Source organism: Streptomyces sp. NBC_01384 (assembly GCF_045040035.1).
In the GTDB taxonomy this organism is placed as follows: Bacteria; Actinomycetota; Actinomycetes; order Streptomycetales; family Streptomycetaceae; genus Streptomyces.
The window spans coordinates 9660070-9682036 of the sequence record NZ_CP109559.1; the positions used below are offsets into that span (position 1 = coordinate 9660070).

Sequence of the window (21967 nt, forward strand, 5' to 3'; positions counted from 1 at the left end):
CGCCGGTGCCACGGCTTCGCCGAGGTGACCGGCCCAGCGTCCGGCGGGGCGGCAATCCCAGGGTGCGCCCGACCCGCAAGGGCCAGGCGCAGTCCAGATGTCGGCAATGTGTCACCGCCAGTGACGCCGCATGCGGGCTCTGCCCAAGGATCGGCCCGGACTCGTCCGCGCTCGTTACCGCTTCCACCCCTCGGGGCCACGCGATAACCCAGGATCCTTAAGAGTTCCAGAGACGCTCAGTGCTCAGGTGGACCATTCGCGGTCTGAGGCGCCGGCGAGCTCACCCTGCTCGCCGGCTTCGGCACGCCCGGCATGCTGCCGGCCTGATCAGGGCTGTCCGCTCGACTCCTGTCCGTCGTGGCCCGCGGCGTCCACCGGTTGTTGCGCTGCCCACTGCAACCGCAGCAGCGTGTGGACGCGGCGGAAAAGGAAGGCGGCCATGGGCAGTTCGACGAAGACGGCGAGTGCGGAGGACGCCCAGACAGACTGTGTGCCGAACTCGAGCGAGACATCGAACCACGCGTCGCACACCAGCAGAACGGCCGCCGCCAGTGCGGGAATCACCACGGCCCGGTGACGGCGCCTCCCGAGGGCGGCTGTCATGCTCAAGGCAGTGAGCAGCAGTATGTCGAAGCCGACCCAGGTCGTGCGCCACGCGTGGACACGGTAGTCGGACGGCAACGTCAGTCCCAGGATCACCGTCCAGGGGACCAGGCCCAGTGCAGACACCACGAGCAGCTCGACGGTGTGCCGCCGGCGCCGCTCGAACAGGTCGTCGCGCCCGGCACGGCCCACACGGGCCGAGCGCGCCGGCGTCGGGGTATCTGCGAAGGGGGCGGCTGCCGCCGGGTTCCCGGTTGGCCGGCTCATCGGCGTGCCGGTTCCTCGAGGACGGCGCGTGAAGACGCGGGGTACCAGGTCGCGATGCGCCCGGTGGTGAACCAGGCGAGACCGGCCAGACCCACACCGACCAGCGCGTTCGGAAGGTGCCGGCTCACCAGCATCACCACGGCCGCCGCGTCCAGGCCCACCGCGAGGAGGACGAACGCGGCGCGCTGCCACGCTTCACGCGGCGCCGAGGCCGTGAGCGGACGCTCGGGGCGGCTGCGGAAGATTCCCGGCATGAGGTGGCTCATCGCAGCCACCTCTTCCGACCCGTTCGGCCGTTGTGCATGTCAGCCTCCAGAGAGCCCACAGATGCCAGCAACAACTGGAGATACGCCTCCTGATATTTCCGCGGAGACCACCCAAGAGGCGACATCGGACGTGACATGAGGCACACAACGGGCGCAGCGGGCAGTCAGCTCTGCCGGCTGCCCCTGAAAGACGGAGACAGGACTCGGATGAGGCGGTCCCGTGATCGAAGGCCGTCGGGGCCTCAGCTCTTGGCGTGCTCCCGAGGACAGGGGCCATGGCGCCGCGGATCTGTTCGATGAAGGTGCTGAACCCGACCCAGGGGTGTTCGCACCGCAACGCCTCCTCGACGATCGCGGCCGGGGTCAGGAACGCCTGCTGGATTCGGTCGTCAGCCGGCGAGCTCGTGCGCGCGCCCCGCCGCCTCGCTCACGGAGCCGCGGTGCACCGGACCGTGCCCCGGCACCAGGACGTCCGCCGAGAGCGCCCCGATGAGCGTCAGCGACGCGACGGCGTTCGCGCGCTCGGCGTGGAACATGTTCGGCAGCAGCTGCGGACCCCGTGTCCGCGAGGTGGGGTGACCGCTGACCAGCGCGTCGCCGGAGATCACGATGCCGGCGTCCGGCAGGTGGTAGACGCAGTGCCCGGCGGTGTGCCCGGGCGTGTGCACCGGCACCGGACGGCCGGGCAGATCGAGCGCCCCCTTGTCGGGGAACGGCTCGGGCCGGGTCATCCGGACGTCCGCGGTGCCGCCGGACCGGATGGCGTGCACGGCCCAGGGCAGCACGCCGGGGCGCCATGCCTGGCGCATCACCTGCCCCACGCTGACCTGCTGGAGGAACTCGCGGCGCGCGTGCGGCATTTCCTTCTCGTGCAGATGGACCGGGACGCCGTAGGTGCTGCTGAGGTACTCGGCCGACCCGAGGTGGTCGTTGTGCGCGTGGGTGATGAGGATGGCGCTGATGGCCCCGGGGGAGTGGCCGAGCGCGTCGAGCGAGGCGAGGACGTCCGGGCGGTCGCCGGGATACCCCGTGTCGATCAGGGTGACGGCGTCCCCCTCGGTCAGGATCACCCAGTTGGTGTTGCTGCCGTGAACCAGATGAACTCCGGCCGCTACCTCGACGATCGCGTCCTCGCGCATGACCATCCCGATGCTTGAGATCTTTTCCCGGCCGGGTCGGGGCCGTGTCAGGTCGAAGGTATCGCGTGCGCGCGGGGGCATGATCCGGTGGCCTCTCGGACACGGGGCGCGTTCACCCTGGCGTTGGCCGAACGTGAACGGGCGCTGTCGGCAAGGTACTTGACGCGCCCGCGGAATTGCGGCTCCCATATGGCGAGTCTCGTTGACTTTTGTTCGAGTCTGCGAACAAACCGCTCAAGGGAGAGCCGCATGTCCCCCCAACCGCACACCACACGCCTCAGAGGCTTTCTGAAGCGTGCGGCCGTCCAGTGCGCTGTCCTGGGTCTCGCCGTCGCCGGACTGGCCGGAGTCGGCCGCTCCACCGCACCGCTCACGGCCGAGCCCACCGCCGTCAGCACCAACCAGATCGGGGTCGCCCCCGCCCCGATGGGCTGGGCGTCCTGGAACACCTTCGCCAGCGTCATCGACTACGACACCATCAAGGCCCAGGCCGACGCCCTGGTATCGTCCGGCATGGCCGCCGCGGGCTACAAATACGTCAACATCGACGAGGGCTGGTGGCTGGGCACCCGCGACAGCAGCGGAAACATCACCGTCGACACCGCCAAGTGGCCCGGCGGGATGAAGGCCATCGTCGACTACATCCACAGCAAGGGCCTCAAGGCCGGGATCTACACCGACGCGGGCAAGAACGGCTGCGGCTACTACTACCCGACCCCCTCGGGAACGGCCGCCGCACCCAACACCGGCATGGAGGGCCACAACCAGCAGGACCTGGAGACCTTCCAGAACTGGGGCTTCGACTTCCTGAAGATCGACTGGTGCGGCGGTGACGCCGAGGGCCTCGACCAGGAGACGACGTACAAGGCGATCCGCGACGCGAACACCGCCGCGACCGCCGTCACCGGACGCTCGCTGGTTCTGTCGCTGTGCGAGTGGGGCACCGGCAACCCCTGGAACTGGGCCGCCGGCACGGGCGCGATGTGGCGCACCAGCACGGACATCGTCTATTATCCCGACAATCCGACGATGTCCAACATCCTGGCCAACTTCGACAAGTCGCTGCACCCCGCCGCCCAGCACACCGGCTACTACAACGACCCGGACATGATGACGGTCGGCATGAACGGCCTCAGCGCCGCCCAGAACCGCACCCACATGGGCCTGTGGGCGATCTCCGGCGCCCCCCTGCTCGCGGGCAACAACCTGGCCACCATGAGCTCGACGACCGCCTCGATCCTCACCAACTCCGAGGTCATCGCGATCGACCAGGACTCGCGTGGCCTCCAGGGCGTCAAGGTCGCCGAGGACAGCACCGGCCTGCAGGTCTACAGCAAGATCCTCTCCGGCACCGGCAAGCGCGCGGTCCTGCTGCTCAACCGTACGTCCGCCGCGGCGAACATCACCGCCCGCTGGCAGGACATGGGCCTGACCACCGCCTCGGCCTCCGTGCGCAACATCTGGTCGGCCTCCAACGTCGGCTCGTACGCGACGAGTTACACCGCCAGCGTTCCGGCGGGCGAGGGCGTGCTGCTCACCGTCTCCGGCACCGAGGCGTCCGGGACGACGTACGAGGACACCACGACCGCGACGACCCCGACCTTCACCGGGGTCACCGCGGCCGCCGCGGGCACCAAGCTGATCGACATCACGTACGCCAACGGCGGCACCGCGGACCGCAGGGCGACCCTCCAGGTGGGTGGCCAGTACGCGCAGACGCTGGCGTTCCCGCCCACCGGCTCGTCGACCACGTACCGGACCGTCTCCGTCCTCGGGTCACTGGCGAAGGGCTCGAACACGCTGACCTTCGGGGCCCTGGGCACCGCGCCCGACATCGACGCCGTGACCCTGCGCGCCATCCCGGGCACCAACGGGACGGCGGTCGTCGGCACCGGCTCCGGGCGGTGCCTGGACTTCTTCAAGAGCACCATCACCAACAACAGCCAGGCCGAACTGTGGGACTGCGGCGGCGGCCAGAACCAGACCTTCAGTTACACCTCGCGCAGCGAACTGGTTGTCTACGGCAACAAATGCCTCGACGCCTACAACAGCGGCACCGCCAACGGCACCCGCGTCGTCATCTGGGACTGCAACGGCGGCACCAACCAGAAGTGGACCATCAACTCCAACGGCACCATCACCAACAACGTCTCGGGCCTGTGCCTCGACGCGGCGGGCGCCGCCACGGCCAACGGAACCCTGATCGACCTCTGGTCGTGCAACGGCGGATCCAACCAGCAGTGGACCCGCAGCTGAACCACATCTGACGTGCGGCGATGCGCCGGGGCGGGGTGGCGTGATCGACTCCACCCCGGTGCGATGCCGTTGCCCTCCGGGCGTCAGGATGCTGGAGTGACCCCATGGATCACGTTGCGGTACTGGCCCTGTTCGACCGGGACATGCGGGAGGGCGCGCGGCCCGACAGCCCAGGAGCCCGGGTCGAGCGAGTCGACAAGGTGGTGCGCCAGGTCGGCACCGAGCAGGGCTGGAACGGGGTGATCTGGTCGGACCTGGACGAATCGATCGCCGACGCCGCGATCGCCGAACAGATGCGCTACTTCGGCGGACTCGGCCGCGAGTTCGAGTGGAAGCTGTACGGGCACGACAGGCCCGAGGACTTGGGGAAGCGGCTGCGCGCCGCGGGGTTCGTCGCCCAGCCCGAGGAGACCCTGATGATCGCCGAGCTGGGCGATCTCGCGCTGGACGCCCAGCCGCCCGAGGGCGTACGGCTGCTGCCCGTCACCGACCGCGCGGGCGTCGACCTCGTCGCGGACGTCCACGAACAGGCCTTCGGCACGGACAGCACGCGGATGCGCCACCAACTCCTCGCCCAGCTCACCGGCGACGAGAACAACGTCGTCGCGGTGGTGGCCCTCGCCGGTGACGTCCCGGTCAGCGCCGCCCGCATGGAAATGGTGCCCGGCACCCGGTTCGCGGGACTGTGGGGCGGCGGCACCGTCGATGCCTGGCGCGGCCGCGGCATCTACCGCGCCCTGGTGGCCCACCGCGCCCGTGTCGCCGCCGAGCGCGGCTACCGCTACGTCCAGGTCGACGCCACCGGCCAGAGCCGCCCGGTTCTCGCCCGCCTGGGCTTCGAACCACTGACCACGACGACGCCGTACGTGTACGGATGACACCGGGACGTCGTATGTGCAGGGCGGCGACGTCCTCCCCGCGGGCGCCCTGGGCTTCGCCACCCGTGTCGTACGCGCACGTGATGACGCACAGCATGATGCGGGTGTCCTCGGCGAAGCCGGAAGGAGAACTCGGCATGGCGGCAGCCGAGGCGGCTACAGATCGAGCTGGTACTCCACCGCCCGGTGCGTCGGAAGATAGCCGAGCGCGTCGTTGACGGCGCGCATGGGCGCGTTGCTGTCGGCGGTGTCGGTGAGCAGGCCGCCGAGCTCGGGATACCGGCGGCGGGCGGTACGGATCGACTCGGCCTTCATCCAGAGCCCGAGGGCGTGACCCCGGTGCTCGGGCAGGACGCCGGTGCCGTAGTGCTGGGCGTCGCCCCGGCCGTCACCCGGCACGACCAGCTCGGAGAAGCCGACGACCGAACCGTCCGAGCGGTCCACCGCGGCGACGGTATGGAGCAACTCCCCGCGTTTCGCGACGGCTTCGGCCGCCGAAACGACCCGCTCGACGTCCCATACGACGGTCCCGTAGTCGGTCCCTTCCATCGGCATGTCGTCCATGGCGCGCCGCGAGTCGGCGAAGCTCCGCGCCAGCTCGGGCGGCACGGTGCCGTCCCACTGCGTCAACTCGTACCCGGGATGCGGCCGTTCGGCGATCTCGCCGATCCGCCCGAGATCGGCGTCGGCGAGCGACAGCCGTGTGTACGTCAACGCCAGCACCCGGCGGAAGCCGCGCGCGGCCAGGAAGAGATCGCCGGGCGAGCCGTGCTCGGCCTGGGCGAGGAGCGACCGTCGCCCCTCGTCCCGCGCCGCCGAGACGGCCGCGTCCAGGAGGCGGCTGCCCACCCCCTGCCGCCGCTCGGCCGGATGGATCGCCACCTCCACCTCGGCGAGATGCCGCTGCCCCTCCTTCGTGAACAACCGCAGGAACGCGGAGCCCATGGGGACCCCCTCCGAGCCGGCGGCCAGCCAGGCCAGCCGGCGGCTCGACGGGGTGGACTCGGGGTCGGTCAGTGGCGTGATACGCGGGGGCAAGGTCTCTCCGTGGCGTCCGGGGTGCGGGGGTGAAGCCCGCAGAACCTAGTTGTCACGCTCCGAGCCCCGCAAGGGATTTAAGCAGCGCACGGGAGTCGGCCGAGGTCCGTACCCGCCCCCTTCCCGCCTGTCAGCGGCGCACCTTCGCCCGGTCGAGCGCCGCGACGCCCACCGCCGCGAGACCGATCTGGATGAGCCACTCGATCCAGTCGACGCCCTTGGTGTCGGCCACGCCGAACGCGGAGGCGATCCCCGAGCCGATGAACGCGGCCACGATGCCGACGGCGATCGTCCACAGGATGCCGATGCGCTGGCGCCCAGGGACCACGAGCCGGCCCAGTACGCCAATGATGATGCCGATGAGGATGGCACTGATGATGCCTGAGATCTCCATTTCCGCCCCTTTTTAGCTGATCCCCCGCAGTTAGGTGTGTTCCCTCTGCGGGCGAACACAGTCCGTTCCGTTTTCCGGCCGCCCTGCCTTCGATCCGGCGGGCTCCTGTTCAGTCGCGTTCCTGCCATGTACCGTTCAAGAATCTGTCGCACGGTAGACGGCCAACCACCGTTCTACGCGCGCAGACTTGGCGCCCGCACCGCCTCTCCCCACTCCTCTTGGAGGTTCGCCGGATGCTCGGATTCAGAAGATCCCGCCACAGATTCACCACGGCCACCGCCGTGTTCGGGCTGCTCGTCGCGGGGGCGGCGGTCCAGGCGTCCGCGGCCGCGCCGGCCGCCGCGGCGACCCCGCACCGCATCCTGTTCGACAACGCCCACGCCGAGACGGCCGGCAACGCCGACTGGATCATCTCCACCAGCCAGCCCGACCCGCTCGGCCAGAACTCCTCCCCGTCGGCGGAGACCGACTGGACCGGCGCCCTCTCCTCCTGGGGCGTGGCCCTCCAGAAGACCGGCGACTACAGCCTCAAGACGCTGCCTTCGGGCTCCAGCCTGGCCTACGGCGGCTCGACGGCGACCGACCTGTCGAACTTCGACACGCTGGTGCTGCCCGAGCCCAACACGCTCTTCACGACCGCCGAGAAGACCGCGATCATGACGTTCGTGAAGAACGGCGGCGGTCTGTTCATGATCTCCGACCACACCGGCGCCGACCGCAACAACGACGGCTACGACGCGGTCAAGATCCTCAACGACCTGATGACCAACAACAGCGTCGACTCCACCGACCCGTTCGGCTTCTCCATCGACTCGCTGAACATCAGCTCCGACTACCCGAGCGCCATCAGCGACAGCAGCAACGCGGTCCTGCACGGCTCGTTCGGCACGGTCACCAAGAGCCTCATCGCCAACGGTACGACGGCCACGCTCAAGCCCGCCGACAACTCCGCCGTCAACGGCCTGCTCTACCGCACCGGTTACTCCGGCAACACCGGCGCCTTCTTCGCCACCAGCACCTTCGGCAGCGGCCGTGTGGCGTTCTGGGGCGACAGCTCCCCGATCGACGACGGTACCGGCCAGTCCGGCAACACGCTGTACGACGGCTGGAACGACACCGGCGCCACCAACGCCGCCCTCGCCCTGAACGCCACCGAATGGCTCGCGGGCGCCAGCAGCAGCGGTGGCGGTGGCGGCGGAGGGGGCGGCGGCACCTGCACGGCCGCCCAGCTGCTCGCCAACCCCGGCTTCGAGTCCGGCAACACCTCCTGGACCGCGACCAGCGGCGTCATCACCAACAGCTCCGGTGAGGCCGCCCGCACCGGCTCGTACGAGGCCTGGCTGAACGGCTACGGCTCGGCCAACACCGACACGCTCTCCCAGTCGGTCACCATCCCGTCCGGTTGCGCGGCCACCCTGAACTTCTACCTCCACGTGGACACGGCCGAGACGACCACCAGCACGGCGTACGACACACTCAAGGCCCAGGTCCTCAACAGCAGCGGCACGGTCCTGTCGACGCTGGCGACCTACTCGAACCTGGACGCCGCGTCGGGGTACACGCTGCGCAGCTTCGACCTGTCCAGCTATGCCGGGCAGACGGTCACGATCAAGTTCACCGGCACCGAGGGCTCCACGCTGCAGACGTCGTTCGTCCTCGACGACACGGCACTCAACGTGAGCTGAGCACGCGCCCAGCGAAGGGGCGGGCCCGGCACCGGGCCCGCCCGTCCTGTTTCCTTCCGCCGTCCCTTCCGCCGGTTATTCCGCCGGGACGGTCGTCTCGGGCGTGTTCCACCCCGAGGCGCGCACGCGAGGCGCGGAGCCGTGCAGATCGGCCGTCCGGTACGTGGCGGTCAGTGTCGTCGACTCGCCGGGCCACAGGCTCACCTGGTTGTCGGACCACCGCACCGGCAGCACGGGCTTGCCCGTCGAGTCCACGAGGTGCACGTCGGTCAGCAGCGACGGCGTCTTCCCGGTCCCGGTGTTCCGCACGGTGACCGTCGTCGTGGACGTGCCATCCGGCCCGGGCGCCGTCGAAGCCGTCGCCGAAACCGGCACCTGTGCCATGGAGCTGAGACCCCTGAGGTCCGCGTAACTCGTCGTCGGCGTGTGGTACCAGTCGGTGCCCGCCCAGTCGAGGGTGTCGGCCCTGGTCGAGAGCCAGTAGACGTTGCGGCTGACCTCCTTGCCCTTGGCGTCGGTGAGGACCAGACGGGCGAGATACGTCGTCGACAACCCGCTCACCGAGGACGGCACGGTGAGCGGAGCGCTGTGCGCACCGTTCCCACCCACACTCACCTCGGTCGCCGTCCTGTCGTACTTCTGCGTGCCGTCGGTGTTGAAGAGCGTCACCCGGGCCGTGAGCCCGGAGGCCGACGCATGCCGGTTGTTGACCACCACGACCGAGCGGTTGTCGTACGCATACTGGATGTGCAGCGGCTCATTGGCCTTCTTGGCGCCGAAGTAGGCACCGCCCTGGTCGAGATAACGGTCCATCAACTGCCAGTGCAGCGAGGTCCATCCGCTGTTGAACATCCAGTAGATGACACCGGTGGAGGGTTTGGCGGAGTCGGTGGCGTTGCGCCCGTAGGCCTCGTACTGCGCGCGCACATTCTCGTACTGGGCGAGCTGTGCCTTGCGCACGTAGTCGGTCAGCCCGGTCGGGGCGCCGTAACGGCCGGTCAGCGCGGCGTCGTAGATCTTGAGGGTGGCGAAGGTCGACGACGGCGAGCGGTGGTACTGCTTGGTGCCCGGGCTCTCCCAGAGGGTGTCCAGCTCGGCGGGGGACATCATCCGGCGCAGGGTGTCGAGGGTGGGGATGTCGGGGCCCGCGCTGGTCTCGGAGTTGAAGCCGGTGGCGCCGCCCTCGCGCTTGGCGTACCAGTAGTTCGGCGGGACCCAGTCGTAGGGCCCGGTCATCTTCATGCCCGAACTGCCGCTGATCGGCGTGGAGTTGTCGGAGGCGGCGGCTACCACGGGGTTCGGCCAGTCGGCGGCTCTCAAGGCGTCGACGTAGTTCTTCTCGATCGTCGCGTCCGGTGCGATGTCGCTGCCGATGAGGAAGGAGATCACGCTGGGGTGGTCACGCAGGCGAGCGGCCTCGGCGGCCATCGACGCCTTGGCGACCGGATAGTCGGCGGCGGTCCATTTGTCGCCCGACTCGCTGCCGTTGACGTTCCCCTCCCACTTGTCGCAGCACTCCCAGCCGGGCAGCGTGAGGATGCCGTACCGGTCGGCGAGGTCGAAGAACTCGTCGGGCTCGATGTGCCCTTCGAGGCGGATGGTGTTGAGACCGAGGTCGAGCGCGTACTTCAGCCGGTCCTCGACGTACGTCCGGTTCCAGCGCAGGAACTCGTCGGGCGACCAGCCGCCGCCCTTGATCAGCAGCTTGCGGCCGTTGACGCTGTACTGCCGGGCGCCGTCGGAATTGAGCGGCGCTTTCACGTCCCGGATGCCGAAGTCCTCGTGCGCGGTGTCCGAGGCGGAGCCGGCGACGGAGGCGGTCAGGTCGAGGCCGTACAACGGCTGTCCGCCCATACCGGCGGGCCACCACACCTTCGGCGCGTCGAGGTGCAGGCCCAGGGAGTCGGCCGGTGTGAAGGTGACGGTCTTCGTCTCGTGCGCGGCGAGCGAGACCGTCTTGCTGAAGGAGGTGCCCGAGCCGATGCTGCCGGAGACCGTGGCGGTGACGGCGGCGGACGAGTCGTTACGGGCCCGCGCCTTGACCGTCAGGTCCGCGGAGGCGAGCGACGGCACGGCGAGCTCGGTCACGACGTGCGCGTCGCGCAGCGCGACCGGTCCGCCGCGCCGGACGAGGACGTCGCGGACGATGCCCATGTTCTGGTCGGGCGGCGGCTGGAGCCAGTCGATCCAGCCCATGGTCAGACTCTTGTTCGGATTATTGGGCTGAATGCGGAAGGCGACCGTGTTCGTGCCCGCCCGCACCAGCGAGGTGATGTCGAGTTCATGATGGGTGTAGGCGCCCGCCACATCGGTGGCATCGGCGACCTGCTTGCCGTTGACGTAGACGTCGGCGGCCGAGATCACCCCGCTGAAGTCCAGGTAGCTGCGCTCGCTGGTGTCGGCGACCGTGAAGTCCGAGCGGTACCACCAGGGGACGCCGAAGTCGGCCTTCGGGATCTTCCGCAAGTTGGTGGAGTAGAACGGGTCGGCGTACGCCCCGTCCGCGAGCAGCGCCGCGAGGACCGTGGAGCGGGAGCCCGCCGGATACCAGTCGCTGGTCGCATAGCCCGGGCTGGAGACGTCGGCCGCCGGGTCCGTGACCTTGGCCGTCGACTGGATCGCGAACCCGGAGAGCGCGGTGGCGCTGCCCGCGGCGGAGGCCACCGCGGTGACCCGGGCGCGCGCGGCCGCGGCCGGTTCAGCGCCCTGGAACCCGGCCCACGCACTCGTCGAGAGGGTGCACAGGAGGCCCAGGGCGACAACGGCCGAACGCCGTCTTGGGACAGGGCGATGGAACACGGTGGTCTCCTTGGGGGTGGGGAGCATCCGCGCAATGACACTGCGTGTCGGCATTACAAGTTAGGAAACTTTACTAACTGGCGCACAAGCTAGGCGTCTGAGCAATCCATGTCAATCACCGAAGGCGAGTGCCGCCGCTCAGGAGGCCGAGCGTCGCTCGAACACCACGTCTCTCGCCGTCCCGAGCGCCGTCGCCACCGCACCCAGCAGTACCGCGTCCTCGCCCAGCCGACTGGGCACGATCTTCGGCCGCAGCGGCGTGAGCATGCGCAGGGTCTCGCGCACGGGCCGCAGCAGCAGGTCGATGCTGTGGCCCACTCCGCCGCCGAGCACCACCAGATCCGGGTCGAGCACCGCGGCGGCCGCCGCCACCGTATAGGCGATCCGCTCGCCCTCCAGCCGAACCGCCCGCACCGCGGCGGGATGTCCCTCGCGTGCCGCATCGAACACGGCCTTGGCGGTGAGCTGCCCGGTCATCCCGAACTGCCGCGCGGCCTCGACCACGGCCACCCCCGACACCGCGTCCTCCAGCGTCTCCGGCTTCTGCCGTCCCGGCCACGGCAGGAACCCGATCTCCCCGGCCCCGCCGCGCGCCCCCGTGAACAGCCGCCCCTCACTGACCACGCCCATGCCGAGACCGGTGCCGATCATGATGTACGCGAACAGCCGGCTGCCCGCGCCGACCCCATAGGTGTACTCGCCGAGCGCCGCGAGATTCGCGTCGTTGTGCACCTCCAGCGGTATGCCCAGCTCCTCGCGCATCCGGTCGAACAGCCCCGCGCGCCCCCATCCGGGCAGATGCATCGCGTACCGCACCCGGCGCCGCTCCTCGTCGTACACACCCGGCGTGCCCACCACGGCATGCGCCACCTCGTGCGCGTCCACGCCGGAGTTGGCGACGACCTGGCGGGCCGTGGAAACGACCAGGTCGGCCATGGCACTTGAGCTGCGCGCGCGATTGCGCACATCGGCGCGTGCGACCATGACACCGTCCAGATCGGCGACCGCCATCCGCAGCCAGCCACGCCCGATGTCGATGCCGAGCGCGTACCCGGCCGCGGGATCCGGGGCGTAGAGCACCGCCACCCGACCCCGCTCGGGCGCGTGAGTTCCCACCTCGTGCACCAGCCCCGCCTCCTCCAGCGCCGCGAGCGCGCTGGAGACCGTCGGCTTCGACAGCCCCGTCTCGCGCGCGAGCTGAGCCCGCGAGGCGGCACCGCCCGTGCGCAGCCGATCGAGCAGCAGTCGCTCATTGGTACTGCGCAGCCGTTGCCGGTTCCAGGGCTGTTCAGGCTGAGGCATGGCGTCGGCGGCGGGCATCGCACCATTCTCACGCATCCGGGACACCCTCTTGACGCATCTAGTAAGGCTCCTTAACTTTATCGCCCAGTCAGCCTCGCCGGGCGAGCCAAGGGGAGCCCAGCGCCGGCCGGATACCCGCCGCCCTTGATCCGTCGGCCGCCGAGTGACGTCGGCCGGCACGTCGTACCACTCCCCGCGTCCCGACTTCAGGAGGCCCCATGTCCGGTAGTCCGCCACCCACCGGCGGTTTCGTCCGCCGCGTCGGCCTGTTCCAGGCCACCGCCATCAACATGAGCCAGATGTGCGGCATCGGCCCGTTCGTGACGATCCCGCTGATGGTGACCGCGTTCGGCGGCCCGCAGGCGATCATCGGCTTCGTCGCGGGCGCCGTCCTCGCCCTCGCGGACGGCCTGATCTGGGCGGAACTGGGCGCGTCGATGCCCGGCTCCGGCGGCAGCTACGTGTATCTCCGCCAGGCCTTCCAATACCGCACCGGACGCCTGATGCCGTTCCTGTTCGTCTGGACGGCCATGCTCTTCATCCCGCTGATCATGTCCACCGGCGTGGTCGGCTTCGTCCAGTACCTCGGCTACCTGGCCCCCGACATGGGCAGGACGACAGGCGACCTCATCGGCCTGGGCATGATCGCACTGGTGATCGTTCTCCTCTGGCGAGGCATCGAACACATCGCCCGCATCACGGCGGTCATGTGGGCGGTCATGATCGCCTCGGTCGTCCTGGTGATCGTCGCCGCGGCCACCGACTTCAGCGCCCACCTGGCCTTCACCTACCCGGCGCACGCCTTCGAGCTGACCAGCAGCGACTTCTGGGTCGGCTTCGCCGCGGGCCTGACCATCGGCATCTACGACTACCTGGGCTACAACACCACGGCGTACATGGGTGCCGAAATCAAGGACCCGGGCCGCACCCTGCCCCGCTCCATCATCCTCTCCATCCTCGGCATCATGGCGATCTACCTCCTCCTCCAGATCGGCACCCTCGGTGTCATCGACTGGAACCGCATGACCGACCCGACGGACATCGCCTCCACCTCGGTCGCCTCGGCCGTCCTCGAAAAGACCTGGGGGAAGGGAGCCGCCGACACGGTCACGGTCCTCATCCTCATCACGGCCTTCGCCTCGGTCTTCACCGGCCTGCTGGGCGGCTCGCGCGTCCCGTACGACGCCGCCCGCGACCGGGTCTTCTTCCGCCCGTACGCCAAGCTGCACCCCAAGCACCGCTTCCCGACGCTGGGCCTCGCGACCATGGGCGTCATCACGGCGATCGGGTTCCTCATCGGCCGCCACACCGACCTGGCCACCCTGATCCAACTCCTCACCACGGTCATGGTGATCGTCCAGGCCCTGGCCCAGATCGTCGCCCTCTCAGTCCTGCGCAAGCGCCAGCCAACCCTCGACCGCCCCTACAAGATGTGGCTCTACCCGATCCCCAGCCTCCTCGCCCTCGTCGGCTGGCTCACGATCTACGGCTACGCCGACAAGAACTCCCCGGGCCGCCACCCCATCGAATGGTCCTTGGCCTGGGTCGCCCTCGGCTGCGTCGCCTTCGTCATCTGGGCACGCCTGGAAAAGGTATGGCCGTTCGGCCCGAAGGAGATCACAGAGGAGTACCTGACCACCCCGACCCTGGACACGGCGCCCGCCGGCACGTGAACGCTCCACGAGCCGCACCCGACGACGCACGGAAGGGGCCGTGCCGGTACGTCAAAGCCCGTCGCTTACGTCCGGATCTGGAAACGGCTCCCCCCCAGGGCAACGTCTGATCCGGCGGCGACGGGCTGATGTACCGGCACGGCCCCGCCGCACCGCCTACGCCGGGCGAACCCGCTCCTGCCGAGCACACCGCACCGCCGCGCGCACCGCGTCCGCCGGATCTCCTTGGTGATACGGCCGCTCCGACGGCTCGATGCCGTCGAGGAACTCCTGATATCGGACGGCGTACGTCAGATGGGCGAGCGGCTCGGCGATCACCAGCGCGCGCTCCGTCCCTGGGTGCACGCCGCGTACTGCCGAGTGAATCCCGAGAGCGCGCGGGGAGTTGGGGACCCGCGTATGTGAGCCGAGCGGCTTCGGCGAGGTTGATCCGCGTGGGGCGGGCACGGTGAGCCGCTCCGCGAAGGTTGGCCGGTCCGTACGGCGCGGGCCGGCTTGTGTGACGGGGGCCGGTTTGTACGGCGCGGCTGGCCGGTGCGGCGCGGGCCGGGTTGCGCGGCGCGGCCCGGGCCGCGCGGTGCAGGCCGGCCCGTGTGGGTCGGCCTGCGGCTTTCTTCCGGTTCCTTTCTCGCTGCCTGGGCTCAGTGCGGGCATCGACTTCCGGGGCTGAGCCCGGGTATCGGCCTCCGGGGCTGTTCCCGGGAAATGTTCGCCGGGCGCCTATGCCGAAGGAGGTCCGCCGGGCCTACGCCCGGGAGTTGCTCTTCGTTGCCGTGACCGCGCACAGCGCCCCCAGCACCACAGCCAGTGCGCCGATGATGATGCTGTTGAGCGCGACGCCGGTGTCCGGGCTGGTTCCGACCACCCACGGCGAGATGATCAGCCATGTGCCCATCGCGCAGATGGCCCAGCTCAGGCCGTACATTCTCTCCGGCGTGACGGTGAAGCCGAGAGCCAGGAAGGCAATCGCGATGCCCATGATGAGGTTGTGCGTCACCAGGGCGGGCTGGCTCGTCGTGTAGTGGAGTATCCACGGGGACACGGCGCAGTACAGACCGAGCAGGAACACCGGTCCGTCGACGAGCGCCACATCGCGGCCACCGAGCATGCGGGCATACCGCTCCCGCATTTCGGATGCATCGGGGTGGGTCGTGATGTCACTTCTGGGGTGCGAGACGTTGGCCATGAGTCGTCTCCTTCGATCTCTGCAGGCCTGACCGCGTCTGGTGCGGTATGCGGTAAGCGCCGCGTATGTTCTTCATTGTGCTCTTATTTCTTCTTTATGTGTAGAGGTGCGATGCGCGGAGGCTCGTCAGGGGGCGATGAGGAGACGGGCGATGGCGCGGCGGGCCCGTGTGGGGGCCAGCGGGTCCCGGTGCAGTTGGATGGACTGATGGGCGGCCAGGGCCACGCCGTTGAGCTCGAAGGCGAGTTGGTCCAGGTCGGTGCGCGGTGGGAGTTCGCGGGCCGCGACCGCCGTGTTCAACTCCGCCGCGACATACGCCGACCATGAGGTGAGCGCGGCGAGCACCGCGTCGCGGACCGGGCCGGGGCGGCCGTCGAACTCGCTCGCCACCGAGGTGAGGAAACAGCCCCCGTGCCCCTCGCCCTCCGCCATGTAGTCGATCCACTCGTCGAAGGCGCGTGTCAGCCGCTCGGTCCCGGGCCGGGCGCCGACGGCACGGGCCGGCACCCGTAGCCGGAACCTCTCGACCGCTGCGTCCAGAACGGCGAGTTGGAGCGCTTCCTTGGTGCCGAAGTGGCCGATCACGCCCGCCTTGCTCATCCCCAGATCGGTGGCGAGGCGGCCGATGGTGAGGCCTTCGAGGCCCTCGGCGGAGGCCAGCGTCAGGGCGCTCTCGATGATCCGGCCGCGCGTGAGAGCGGTTTCGGCGACGGACTTGCGCGGGCTCATACGGCCACTTTAACCTAACGACCGTTCGTCATTACCTTACGATCGTTCGTAAGGTATAGCTCCTGTGTCGGGAGCGGACGGCACCGGGCGCGTGAAGGGACTCACCGTGAAGATCCATCACCTGAACTGCGGTTCCATGCGGGCGATCGACACCGAGGAGGGGAGCCTGCCCGCGGTCTGCCACTGTCTGCTCGTCGAGACCGACCGCGACGGACTCGTCCTTGTGGAGAGCGGCATCGGTACGGCGGATGTGGAGCGGCCCGAGGAGAGCCTCGGCGCGGACTTCCTCGGCCGGGCCCAACCCGTCCTCGACCTCGCGGAAACCGCACTGCGCCAGGTCACCGAGCTCGGCTTCCGCCCGGAGGACGTCCGGCACGTCGTACTCAGCCACCTCGACCTCGACCACGCGGGCGGTCTGCCCGACTTCCCCTGGGCCAAGGTCCATCTGAGCGAGGCCGAACACCGCGCTGCGATGGCGGCGCCCGGGGCCCATCCCGAGGACCGCGTCCGTTACCGCCCGGCCCAGTGGGCGCACCGGCCGCACTGGGTGACGTACGCGCAGCCGCACGGAGAGGCCTGGTTCGGATTCGACGCGGTCCGCCCACTGGAGGGCCTGGACGCCGAGATCCTGCTCGTCCCGCTCGGCGGCCACACCCGCGGCCACTGTGCGACAGCGGTGGCGGATGCCGGCCGCTGGCTGCTGCACTGCGGGGACGCCTACTACTTCCACCGCGAGATCGACCCCGACCACCCGCAGGGTCACCCCGGTATGGACATCCTCCAGCAGCTCACCGAGGTCGACAGGCCGCTGCGCCTGGGCAACCATGCCCGTCTGCGCGAGCTGGTGCGACTGCACGGCGACGAGGTCGACGTCTTCAGCGCGCACGACCCCTGGGAACTGGCGCGGTACGCCGACGGAGGCGGGGCCGGGGCAAGGGAGTGAGGGCGAGCCGCGAGCCGCACAGTGAACGCGCCGGGGCGCTGGTCGGCCGCCCGGACCCGAGCTGCCATCGGGGGGTGTGCCGAGCCCGGGCCCATGGCGCTCGCGGACGGCCGACGCGCTGCCGCGCCTCGACGCGCCAGCCGCGGACGACCGGCTGACCTCGCTCGTGACGCGGCACGGCCTGCTCGTCGCATGGGACGAGCAGGCCGTGCCGACCCTGCACACGGTCGGACGCAAGTGGGAGTCCTCCGGCGACCGTTACATGGAGGTGCGCAGTGGGCGGCAAGGAGGCCCGCAGTCACCCCGCCACGCTGCTCGGCGGTCCGGGCCGGGCGGGCCGCCGAGCAGCGTGGCGGGGCATGCTCCGTCCGCCGGGACTGCGGGACGCCCTCGGTGCCCTCGCGGGCCTGTACGATTCCGCCGCCCCGGCCGTCGCCCGGAGCTGATCGCTCGTTGTGGCGTACGGGGATCGCTCAGCCGATCGTCCCCGTGGGCGACGGGGAGCTGCCCGCGGGCGGGGTGAGCACGACGATCGGCTCGCCCGGCGCGGGCGCGGGCGGCGTGAGATCGGAGGAGGGCAGCTTCGGCGGGGTGGTCTCCTGGAACAGCACCTGATCGAAGTTGACCAGTCCGGTCTTCTCCATCACCGTGATGTGGTCCAGCACGGTGCTGTTGGCCTGGTCGGCCAGTTGGCGTACCAACGTGTTCTCGGTGGTGGACCGGATCTTGGCAATGGTGTTGAAGATCGAACCGTGGGTCACCCGCAGGATGTTGGCGAAGTCGGTGTCGAACTGCTTGCCGGTGTCCCCGGTCAGGGTCGTGACGAAGCCCTGCTGCTGCGGAGACGGCTTGTTGGGGATGGTGATGCCGAGCGCGGCGGCGACCTTGCGGTCGGCATCGTCCAGCGCGGCATGGCCCCTGACCAGGTGGTCACCGGCGGTCCTGACCGCCGGGATGGTGCCCTTCTGCAGAGCCAGCTGGCCGACGGGGTACTCCCACAGTCCGGCCGCCCGCACCTTGACGACGAAGTCGCGGTCGGCCTCGGTCAGCGGGCCCGACGCTGAGTTGGCGATCACGCGATTCGCGGCACTGGAAGTGGTCTGCACGCCGATCATCGCGGGGTACGCGAGGGCGGCGAGGGTCATGGTCAACGCACCTGCCACGAAGAGCGTTCCTGCGTTCCGTGCAATGCGCATTGAGCCTCCTGGCGGGGCGGCAGCCCGGAGCGGGACGCTCCGTCGAGCCGCTGGGTGGATCCGGTGCGGTGGATCCGGTACGGGTGTTTCGGACGTCCATCAGTACGGCTGTGCGGACGGGAGAAATCTCTACGGCAGGTAAAATCTGTTATCCGTGATCCCGAGCGGCCTGGCGCAGGCGGCACCCAGCGGCGGACGTGCTCCCCCTCCGGGTCGTAACGCCTGGCCCGGGTCTCCGGATTGAGGACGCGGTGGGGCCGCGAGTCCGTACCCGCTGCGGCCATCCACCGCCAGTTGAGCCGATGGTTCGCGACATCGCCGTCCACCAGCAGGTCAAGAAAGTACCGGGTACCGACCCGCCGGTTCACGTACAGCGCCTTGGCGAGGTAACTCGCGGTCAGCAGCCGTCCCCGGTTGTGCTCCAGCCCTCGACGGTGGCGTCCGGCCGGGCGGCGAGCACCTGTGCGAGCACGGGGTGGTGGAAGTCGCGCCAGGCCAGCTGCCGTACGAAGGCCTCGGCGTCCGGGCCGGCGCGGGCTTCTGACGTCCAGCAGGTACGCATGGCTGTCGTCGTACGTGGCGCCCCAACCCCCGCCCGACCCGAGCATGCTGGTCGACAGCACCTGCCCCGCGTAGCCCTCGGCGACCAGGTCCCGCAGATACCGAAGCGGCGGAGCCGACCGGGCCTGCAGGCCGACGGCCGTCAGCAGCCCCCTGTGGTGCGCACGGGCGGCCAGCTCTTTTCGGCCTCGACGATTGGCAGCGGTGGGACGGCAAGGACCGCTGCGAGCTGTGCGGGCCCGCGGCGGCCGGGGCCTGAGGACCGTCGCAGCCGTCGAATAATCCCGCGCCGTGCCACCGGTGGACGTGCAGACTCGCCCCATGGCGGACATGAGGGCTTTCCAGGATGCGGTCACCAGCTGGGCGACGGGCGGTCCCGACGGGCCGGCGCGCGATCTGGCGGAAAGCCTGGGGGCGCGGACCGCGGTGCTCCTGGAAGGGCTGAGCGATCTCGCGGCCGTCGAGGCGCTGGCCGCCCGGCGTGGCCGGGACCTGGCCGCCGAGGGAGTGTGTGTCGTGCCGATGGGCGGGGCGATGAGCGTCGGCCGCTATGCCGGCCTCCTCGGGCCGCCCGGCCTCGGTCTGCGCCTGACGGGACTCTGCGACGAGGGCGAACAGGACTTCTACGAGCGCGGCCTGACACGGGCACAGGCACCGCTCCAGGACATCTACGTATGCGCTGCGGATCTGGAGGACGAACTCATCCGCGCGCTCGGCACGGCAGGAGTCGAGGAGATCCTCCGCGCCGAGGGCGACTTCCGCGCCTGGCAGACCTTCCAGCGCCAGCCCGCACAGCACGGCCGGCCCCGGCATCAGCAGGTGCGGCGCTTCCTCGGCACGAAGAAGGGCCGCAAGATCCGCTACGGCCGTCTCCTTGTCGAGGCTCTCGCACCGGACCGGACACCGCCCCCGCTCGACGGCCTCCTCGCGAGACTGTGAGGTCGTGGACGGGCTGCCGTTTCGATCGTGCTCGACAGCGGACGAGCACGGGGCGTGATCAGTTGACCGGGTGGCACCGGCCGGGAAGGCTCCGGCACGACCCGCCTGCCCCTACCGGGAGACCTACGGATGACCTCTCACCTGCACGCGCTCTGCTTCGATGCGCACGACCCGCTCCGTCTCGCGCGCTTCTGGGCGGACTTTCTCTGCTGGGAGACGTCCGAGGAATCCTCCGACGGCATCACGCTGCTGCCCAGCGATGACACCGGGTTCCGGCTCCGCTTCCTCCCGACCCAGGAGCGGAAGACAGGCCAGAACCACATGCACTTCGATCTGACGAGCACGTCCCTCGACGACCAGAAGCAGGTGGCGGAGAGGGCGCTCGAACTCGGTGGCTGTTTCATGTATCCGGAATTTATTTGGGCGGCCGAAAGGTTGGCATATGCATCGAGCTTCGCTCGATGGTCGGGCCCTCCGGTTCGACCATCGAGCCCTGCGGCTCAAGACGACCGTCCGTGGGCCGCCAGGTCCGCACTGATCAGCGAGGCACCGTGAACGACCGCACCCCCGAGCAGCCCGCCGACATCGTGGCCCGGCTGCGCGCCACCTTCCGCTCCGGCCGGACCAAGCCCGTCGCGTGGCGCACCACCCAGCTGCGCCGGCTGCGCGAACTGCTCACCGCACACGGCGCCGACCTCGCGGGGGCCCTCCACGCGGACCTCGGCAAGAACTCCGCCGAGGCCTTCCGTACCGAGATCGACTTCACCGTGCGCGAGATCGACCACACCCTCGACCACCTCGACGAGTGGCTGCGGCCCGAGTCCGCCCCGGTCCCGGCGCACCTCGGCGACGACGCGACGGCCTGGACCCAGTACGACCCGCTGGGCGTCGTCCTGGTCATCGCCCCCTGGAACTATCCGGTGCAGCTCCTGCTGACCCCGATGCTCGGCGCGCTGGCCGCGGGCAACGCGGTCGTCGTCAAGCCCAGCGAGCTCGCCCCCGCCACCTCCGCCGCCCTTGCCCGGCTGCTGCCGCGGTACCTCGACACCGACGCGGTCGCCGTCGTCGAGGGCGCCGTCCCGGAGACCACCGCGCTGCTTGCGGAGCGTTTCGACCACATCTTCTACACCGGCAACGGCGCGGTCGGCCGGATCGTGATGCGGGCCGCCGCCGAGCACCTCACCCCCGTCGCCCTCGAACTGGGCGGCAAGTCCCCGGCGTTCGTCGACGGCGACGCCGACCTGGCCGTCGTCGCCGACCGGCTCGCCCGCGGCAAGTTCCTCAACGCCGGGCAGACCTGCGTCGCACCCGACTACGTCCTCACCGACCCGGAGACCGCCCGCGCCCTGGAGCCCGAGCTCGCCCGCGCCGTCGAGTCCCTCTTCGGCACCGATCCGCAGCAGTCCGGCGAGTACGGGCGTATCGTCAACGAGCGGCACTTCGACCGGCTGAGCTCCCTGCTCGACTCCGGCCGTACGGTCACCGGCGGCGTCGGCGACCGCGCCGACAAGTACCTCGCGCCGACCGTTCTCGCCGACGTCGACCCCAAGGCGCCGGTCATGCGGGAGGAGATCTTCGGCCCGATCCTGCCGATCGTCACAGTGGCGGGTCTGGACGAGGCCATCGGCTTCATCAACGACCGCGACAAGCCGCTGGCCCTGTACGTCTTCACCGAGTCGGACACCACCCGGGAGCGGCTGGCGGCCGAGACCTCGTCCGGCGGCCTCGGCTTCGGGCTGCCGCTCGCCCATCTGACCGTCTCCGACCTGCCGTTCGGCGGGGTCGGCGAGAGCGGCATGGGCAGCTACCACGGCCGCTACTCCATCGAGACCTTCAGTCACCGCAAGGCCGTGCTGGAGAAGCCGCTCGGCTGACGCGGACCGGCTGAACGGTGCCCCGGCAGGTCGACGACCTGCCGGGGCACCGGTGTGTCACCCAACCGCCGTCGCCGTTGCGCCACTTGTCTGCCAACGTTGTCACATCCGACTGGTCTACACCCTTGACTGGTACATACCAAAGCGGTTGAGTGTGCCTCCACACCCCCCACCACGGCCGCCCCCGACGCCGTGGCCGGCCCCGCCGGCACGTGCGCTCAAGGCTCCGCTCCGCGCTG

20 protein-coding genes and 1 pseudogene are annotated in these 21967 nt (G+C 69.9%); 9 read left to right on the forward strand and 12 right to left on the reverse strand.

The genetic code is table 11. From position 1 onward, the window contains the following. Window positions 1-327 precede the first annotated feature (327 nt). From OG747_RS44425 to OG747_RS44435, 3 genes are all read right to left on the reverse strand, one after another. The gene (locus OG747_RS44425; protein ID WP_405885040.1) at window positions 328-870 is read right to left on the reverse strand and encodes a hypothetical protein; all 543 of its coding nucleotides are present in this window, start codon (window positions 868-870) and stop codon (window positions 328-330) included. Continuing rightward, a complete protein-coding gene (locus OG747_RS44430) occupies window positions 867-1136 on the reverse strand; it encodes a hypothetical protein (RefSeq protein ID WP_405885041.1) in 270 nt (89 codons plus the stop codon). Before OG747_RS44430 ends, OG747_RS44425 begins: the two co-directional genes overlap by 4 nt. A 389-nt stretch (window positions 1137-1525) precedes the next feature. Continuing rightward, entirely contained in the window at window positions 1526-2275 is a 750-nt protein-coding gene (locus tag OG747_RS44435) for an MBL fold metallo-hydrolase (RefSeq protein WP_405885042.1), read from the reverse strand. 249 nt (window positions 2276-2524) lie between these two features. On the opposite strand from OG747_RS44435, the gene OG747_RS44440 reads away from it, so the two are divergent. Next, window positions 2525-4531 (forward strand): RICIN domain-containing protein, encoded by a 2007-nt coding sequence (locus OG747_RS44440; RefSeq protein ID WP_405885043.1) that lies wholly within the window; start codon window positions 2525-2527, stop codon window positions 4529-4531. Window positions 4532-4635: 104 nt separating this feature from the next. Next, window positions 4636-5409, forward strand: a complete 774-nt coding sequence (locus OG747_RS44445; protein ID WP_405885044.1) for a GNAT family N-acetyltransferase — start codon at window positions 4636-4638, stop codon at window positions 5407-5409. 156 nt (window positions 5410-5565) lie between these two features. Here the strand turns inward: OG747_RS44445 and OG747_RS44450 are convergent, their stop codons facing one another. Together OG747_RS44450 and OG747_RS44455 are read right to left on the reverse strand one after the other, a co-directional pair. Beyond that, the gene (locus OG747_RS44450; RefSeq protein WP_405885045.1) at window positions 5566-6447 is read right to left on the reverse strand and encodes a GNAT family N-acetyltransferase; all 882 of its coding nucleotides are present in this window, start codon (window positions 6445-6447) and stop codon (window positions 5566-5568) included. 130 nt (window positions 6448-6577) lie between these two features. Then, entirely contained in the window at window positions 6578-6841 is a 264-nt protein-coding gene (locus OG747_RS44455; RefSeq protein ID WP_405885046.1) for a GlsB/YeaQ/YmgE family stress response membrane protein, read from the reverse strand. A gap of 233 nt (window positions 6842-7074) precedes the next feature. Between OG747_RS44455 and OG747_RS44460 the strand changes: the two genes are divergently transcribed. Next, window positions 7075-8526, forward strand: a complete 1452-nt coding sequence (locus tag OG747_RS44460) for a hydrolase (RefSeq protein ID WP_405885047.1) — start codon at window positions 7075-7077, stop codon at window positions 8524-8526. Between the two features lie 75 nt (window positions 8527-8601). Here OG747_RS44460 and OG747_RS44465 read toward each other — a convergent pair whose 3' ends face one another. Then, entirely contained in the window at window positions 8602-11325 is a 2724-nt protein-coding gene (locus tag OG747_RS44465) for a glycosyl hydrolase 2 galactose-binding domain-containing protein (RefSeq protein ID WP_405885048.1), read from the reverse strand. 138 nt (window positions 11326-11463) lie between these two features. Continuing rightward, complete coding sequence (locus OG747_RS44470; RefSeq protein ID WP_405886024.1) at window positions 11464-12645, reverse strand: ROK family protein; 1182 nt, start codon at window positions 12643-12645, stop codon at window positions 11464-11466. Window positions 12646-12845: 200 nt separating this feature from the next. Here OG747_RS44470 and OG747_RS44475 point away from each other — a divergent pair, with 200 nt between their 5' ends. After that, window positions 12846-14300, forward strand: a complete 1455-nt coding sequence (locus OG747_RS44475; RefSeq protein ID WP_405885049.1) for an APC family permease — start codon at window positions 12846-12848, stop codon at window positions 14298-14300. A gap of 156 nt (window positions 14301-14456) precedes the next feature. On the opposite strand, the gene OG747_RS44480 is transcribed toward OG747_RS44475, so the two are convergent. From OG747_RS44480 to OG747_RS44490, 3 genes are all read right to left on the reverse strand, one after another. Further along, the gene (locus OG747_RS44480; protein WP_405885050.1) at window positions 14457-14645 is read right to left on the reverse strand and encodes a hypothetical protein; all 189 of its coding nucleotides are present in this window, start codon (window positions 14643-14645) and stop codon (window positions 14457-14459) included. 400 nt (window positions 14646-15045) lie between these two features. Next, complete coding sequence (locus OG747_RS44485; RefSeq protein ID WP_405885051.1) at window positions 15046-15486, reverse strand: SPW repeat protein; 441 nt, start codon at window positions 15484-15486, stop codon at window positions 15046-15048. 126 nt (window positions 15487-15612) lie between these two features. Next, complete coding sequence (locus OG747_RS44490) at window positions 15613-16215, reverse strand: TetR/AcrR family transcriptional regulator (RefSeq protein ID WP_405885052.1); 603 nt, start codon at window positions 16213-16215, stop codon at window positions 15613-15615. Between the two features lie 64 nt (window positions 16216-16279). On the opposite strand from OG747_RS44490, the gene OG747_RS44495 reads away from it, so the two are divergent. Together OG747_RS44495 and OG747_RS44500 are read left to right on the forward strand one after the other, a co-directional pair. Then, window positions 16280-17158: an MBL fold metallo-hydrolase gene (locus OG747_RS44495; protein ID WP_405885053.1), complete on the forward strand. Its 879-nt coding sequence runs from the start codon at window positions 16280-16282 to the stop codon at window positions 17156-17158. Between the two features lie 275 nt (window positions 17159-17433). Beyond that, window positions 17434-17604, forward strand: a complete 171-nt coding sequence (locus OG747_RS44500; protein ID WP_405885054.1) for a hypothetical protein — start codon at window positions 17434-17436, stop codon at window positions 17602-17604. Window positions 17605-17631: 27 nt separating this feature from the next. Here OG747_RS44500 and OG747_RS44505 read toward each other — a convergent pair whose 3' ends face one another. Together OG747_RS44505 and OG747_RS44510 are read right to left on the reverse strand one after the other, a co-directional pair. After that, window positions 17632-18354, reverse strand: coding sequence for a DUF4142 domain-containing protein (locus tag OG747_RS44505; RefSeq protein WP_405885055.1), 723 nt, complete (start codon window positions 18352-18354; stop codon window positions 17632-17634). 149 nt (window positions 18355-18503) lie between these two features. Beyond that, a pseudogene (locus OG747_RS44510) lies at window positions 18504-18889 on the reverse strand (FAD-binding domain-containing protein); the annotation flags it as partial. 347 nt (window positions 18890-19236) lie between these two features. Between OG747_RS44510 and OG747_RS44515 the strand changes: the two are divergent. The 3 genes from OG747_RS44515 to OG747_RS44525 all read left to right on the forward strand — a co-directional run bounded on the left by OG747_RS44515 (window position 19237) and on the right by OG747_RS44525 (window position 21728). Further along, entirely contained in the window at window positions 19237-19854 is a 618-nt protein-coding gene (locus OG747_RS44515) for a TOPRIM nucleotidyl transferase/hydrolase domain-containing protein (RefSeq protein WP_405885056.1), read from the forward strand. 129 nt (window positions 19855-19983) lie between these two features. Beyond that, window positions 19984-20409: a VOC family protein gene (locus OG747_RS44520; protein WP_405885057.1), complete on the forward strand. Its 426-nt coding sequence runs from the start codon at window positions 19984-19986 to the stop codon at window positions 20407-20409. Beyond that, window positions 20406-21728 carry an aldehyde dehydrogenase family protein gene (locus OG747_RS44525; RefSeq protein WP_405885058.1) on the forward strand — a complete coding sequence of 441 codons (1323 nt, stop codon included), beginning with the start codon at window positions 20406-20408 and terminating at the stop codon, window positions 21726-21728. Before OG747_RS44520 ends, OG747_RS44525 begins: the two co-directional genes overlap by 4 nt. The last annotated feature ends 239 nt before the right edge of the window (window positions 21729-21967 follow it).

Excerpts from the sequence above, each read along its gene's own strand:
- OG747_RS44435 (WP_405885042.1), bottom strand. The coding sequence starts at position 2,275 with ATGCGCGAGGACGCGATCGTCGAGGTAGCGGCCGGAGTTCATCTGGTT.
- OG747_RS44460 (WP_405885047.1), top strand. The coding sequence starts at position 7,075 with ATGCTCGGATTCAGAAGATCCCGCCACAGATTCACCACGGCCACCGCC.
- OG747_RS44425 (WP_405885040.1), bottom strand. The coding sequence starts at position 870 with ATGAGCCGGCCAACCGGGAACCCGGCGGCAGCCGCCCCCTTCGCAGAT.
- OG747_RS44470 (WP_405886024.1), bottom strand. The coding sequence starts at position 12,645 with ATGCCCGCCGCCGACGCCATGCCTCAGCCTGAACAGCCCTGGAACCGG.
- OG747_RS44440 (WP_405885043.1), top strand. The coding sequence starts at position 2,525 with ATGTCCCCCCAACCGCACACCACACGCCTCAGAGGCTTTCTGAAGCGT.
- OG747_RS44430 (WP_405885041.1), bottom strand. The coding sequence starts at position 1,136 with ATGAGCCACCTCATGCCGGGAATCTTCCGCAGCCGCCCCGAGCGTCCG.
- OG747_RS44505 (WP_405885055.1), bottom strand. The coding sequence starts at position 18,354 with ATGCGCATTGCACGGAACGCAGGAACGCTCTTCGTGGCAGGTGCGTTG.
- OG747_RS44490 (WP_405885052.1), bottom strand. The coding sequence starts at position 16,215 with ATGAGCCCGCGCAAGTCCGTCGCCGAAACCGCTCTCACGCGCGGCCGG.
- OG747_RS44520 (WP_405885057.1), top strand. The coding sequence starts at position 19,984 with ATGACCTCTCACCTGCACGCGCTCTGCTTCGATGCGCACGACCCGCTC.
- OG747_RS44475 (WP_405885049.1), top strand. The coding sequence starts at position 12,846 with ATGTCCGGTAGTCCGCCACCCACCGGCGGTTTCGTCCGCCGCGTCGGC.
- OG747_RS44515 (WP_405885056.1), top strand. The coding sequence starts at position 19,237 with ATGGCGGACATGAGGGCTTTCCAGGATGCGGTCACCAGCTGGGCGACG.
- OG747_RS44485 (WP_405885051.1), bottom strand. The coding sequence starts at position 15,486 with ATGGCCAACGTCTCGCACCCCAGAAGTGACATCACGACCCACCCCGAT.
- OG747_RS44445 (WP_405885044.1), top strand. The coding sequence starts at position 4,636 with ATGGATCACGTTGCGGTACTGGCCCTGTTCGACCGGGACATGCGGGAG.
- OG747_RS44455 (WP_405885046.1), bottom strand. The coding sequence starts at position 6,841 with ATGGAGATCTCAGGCATCATCAGTGCCATCCTCATCGGCATCATCATT.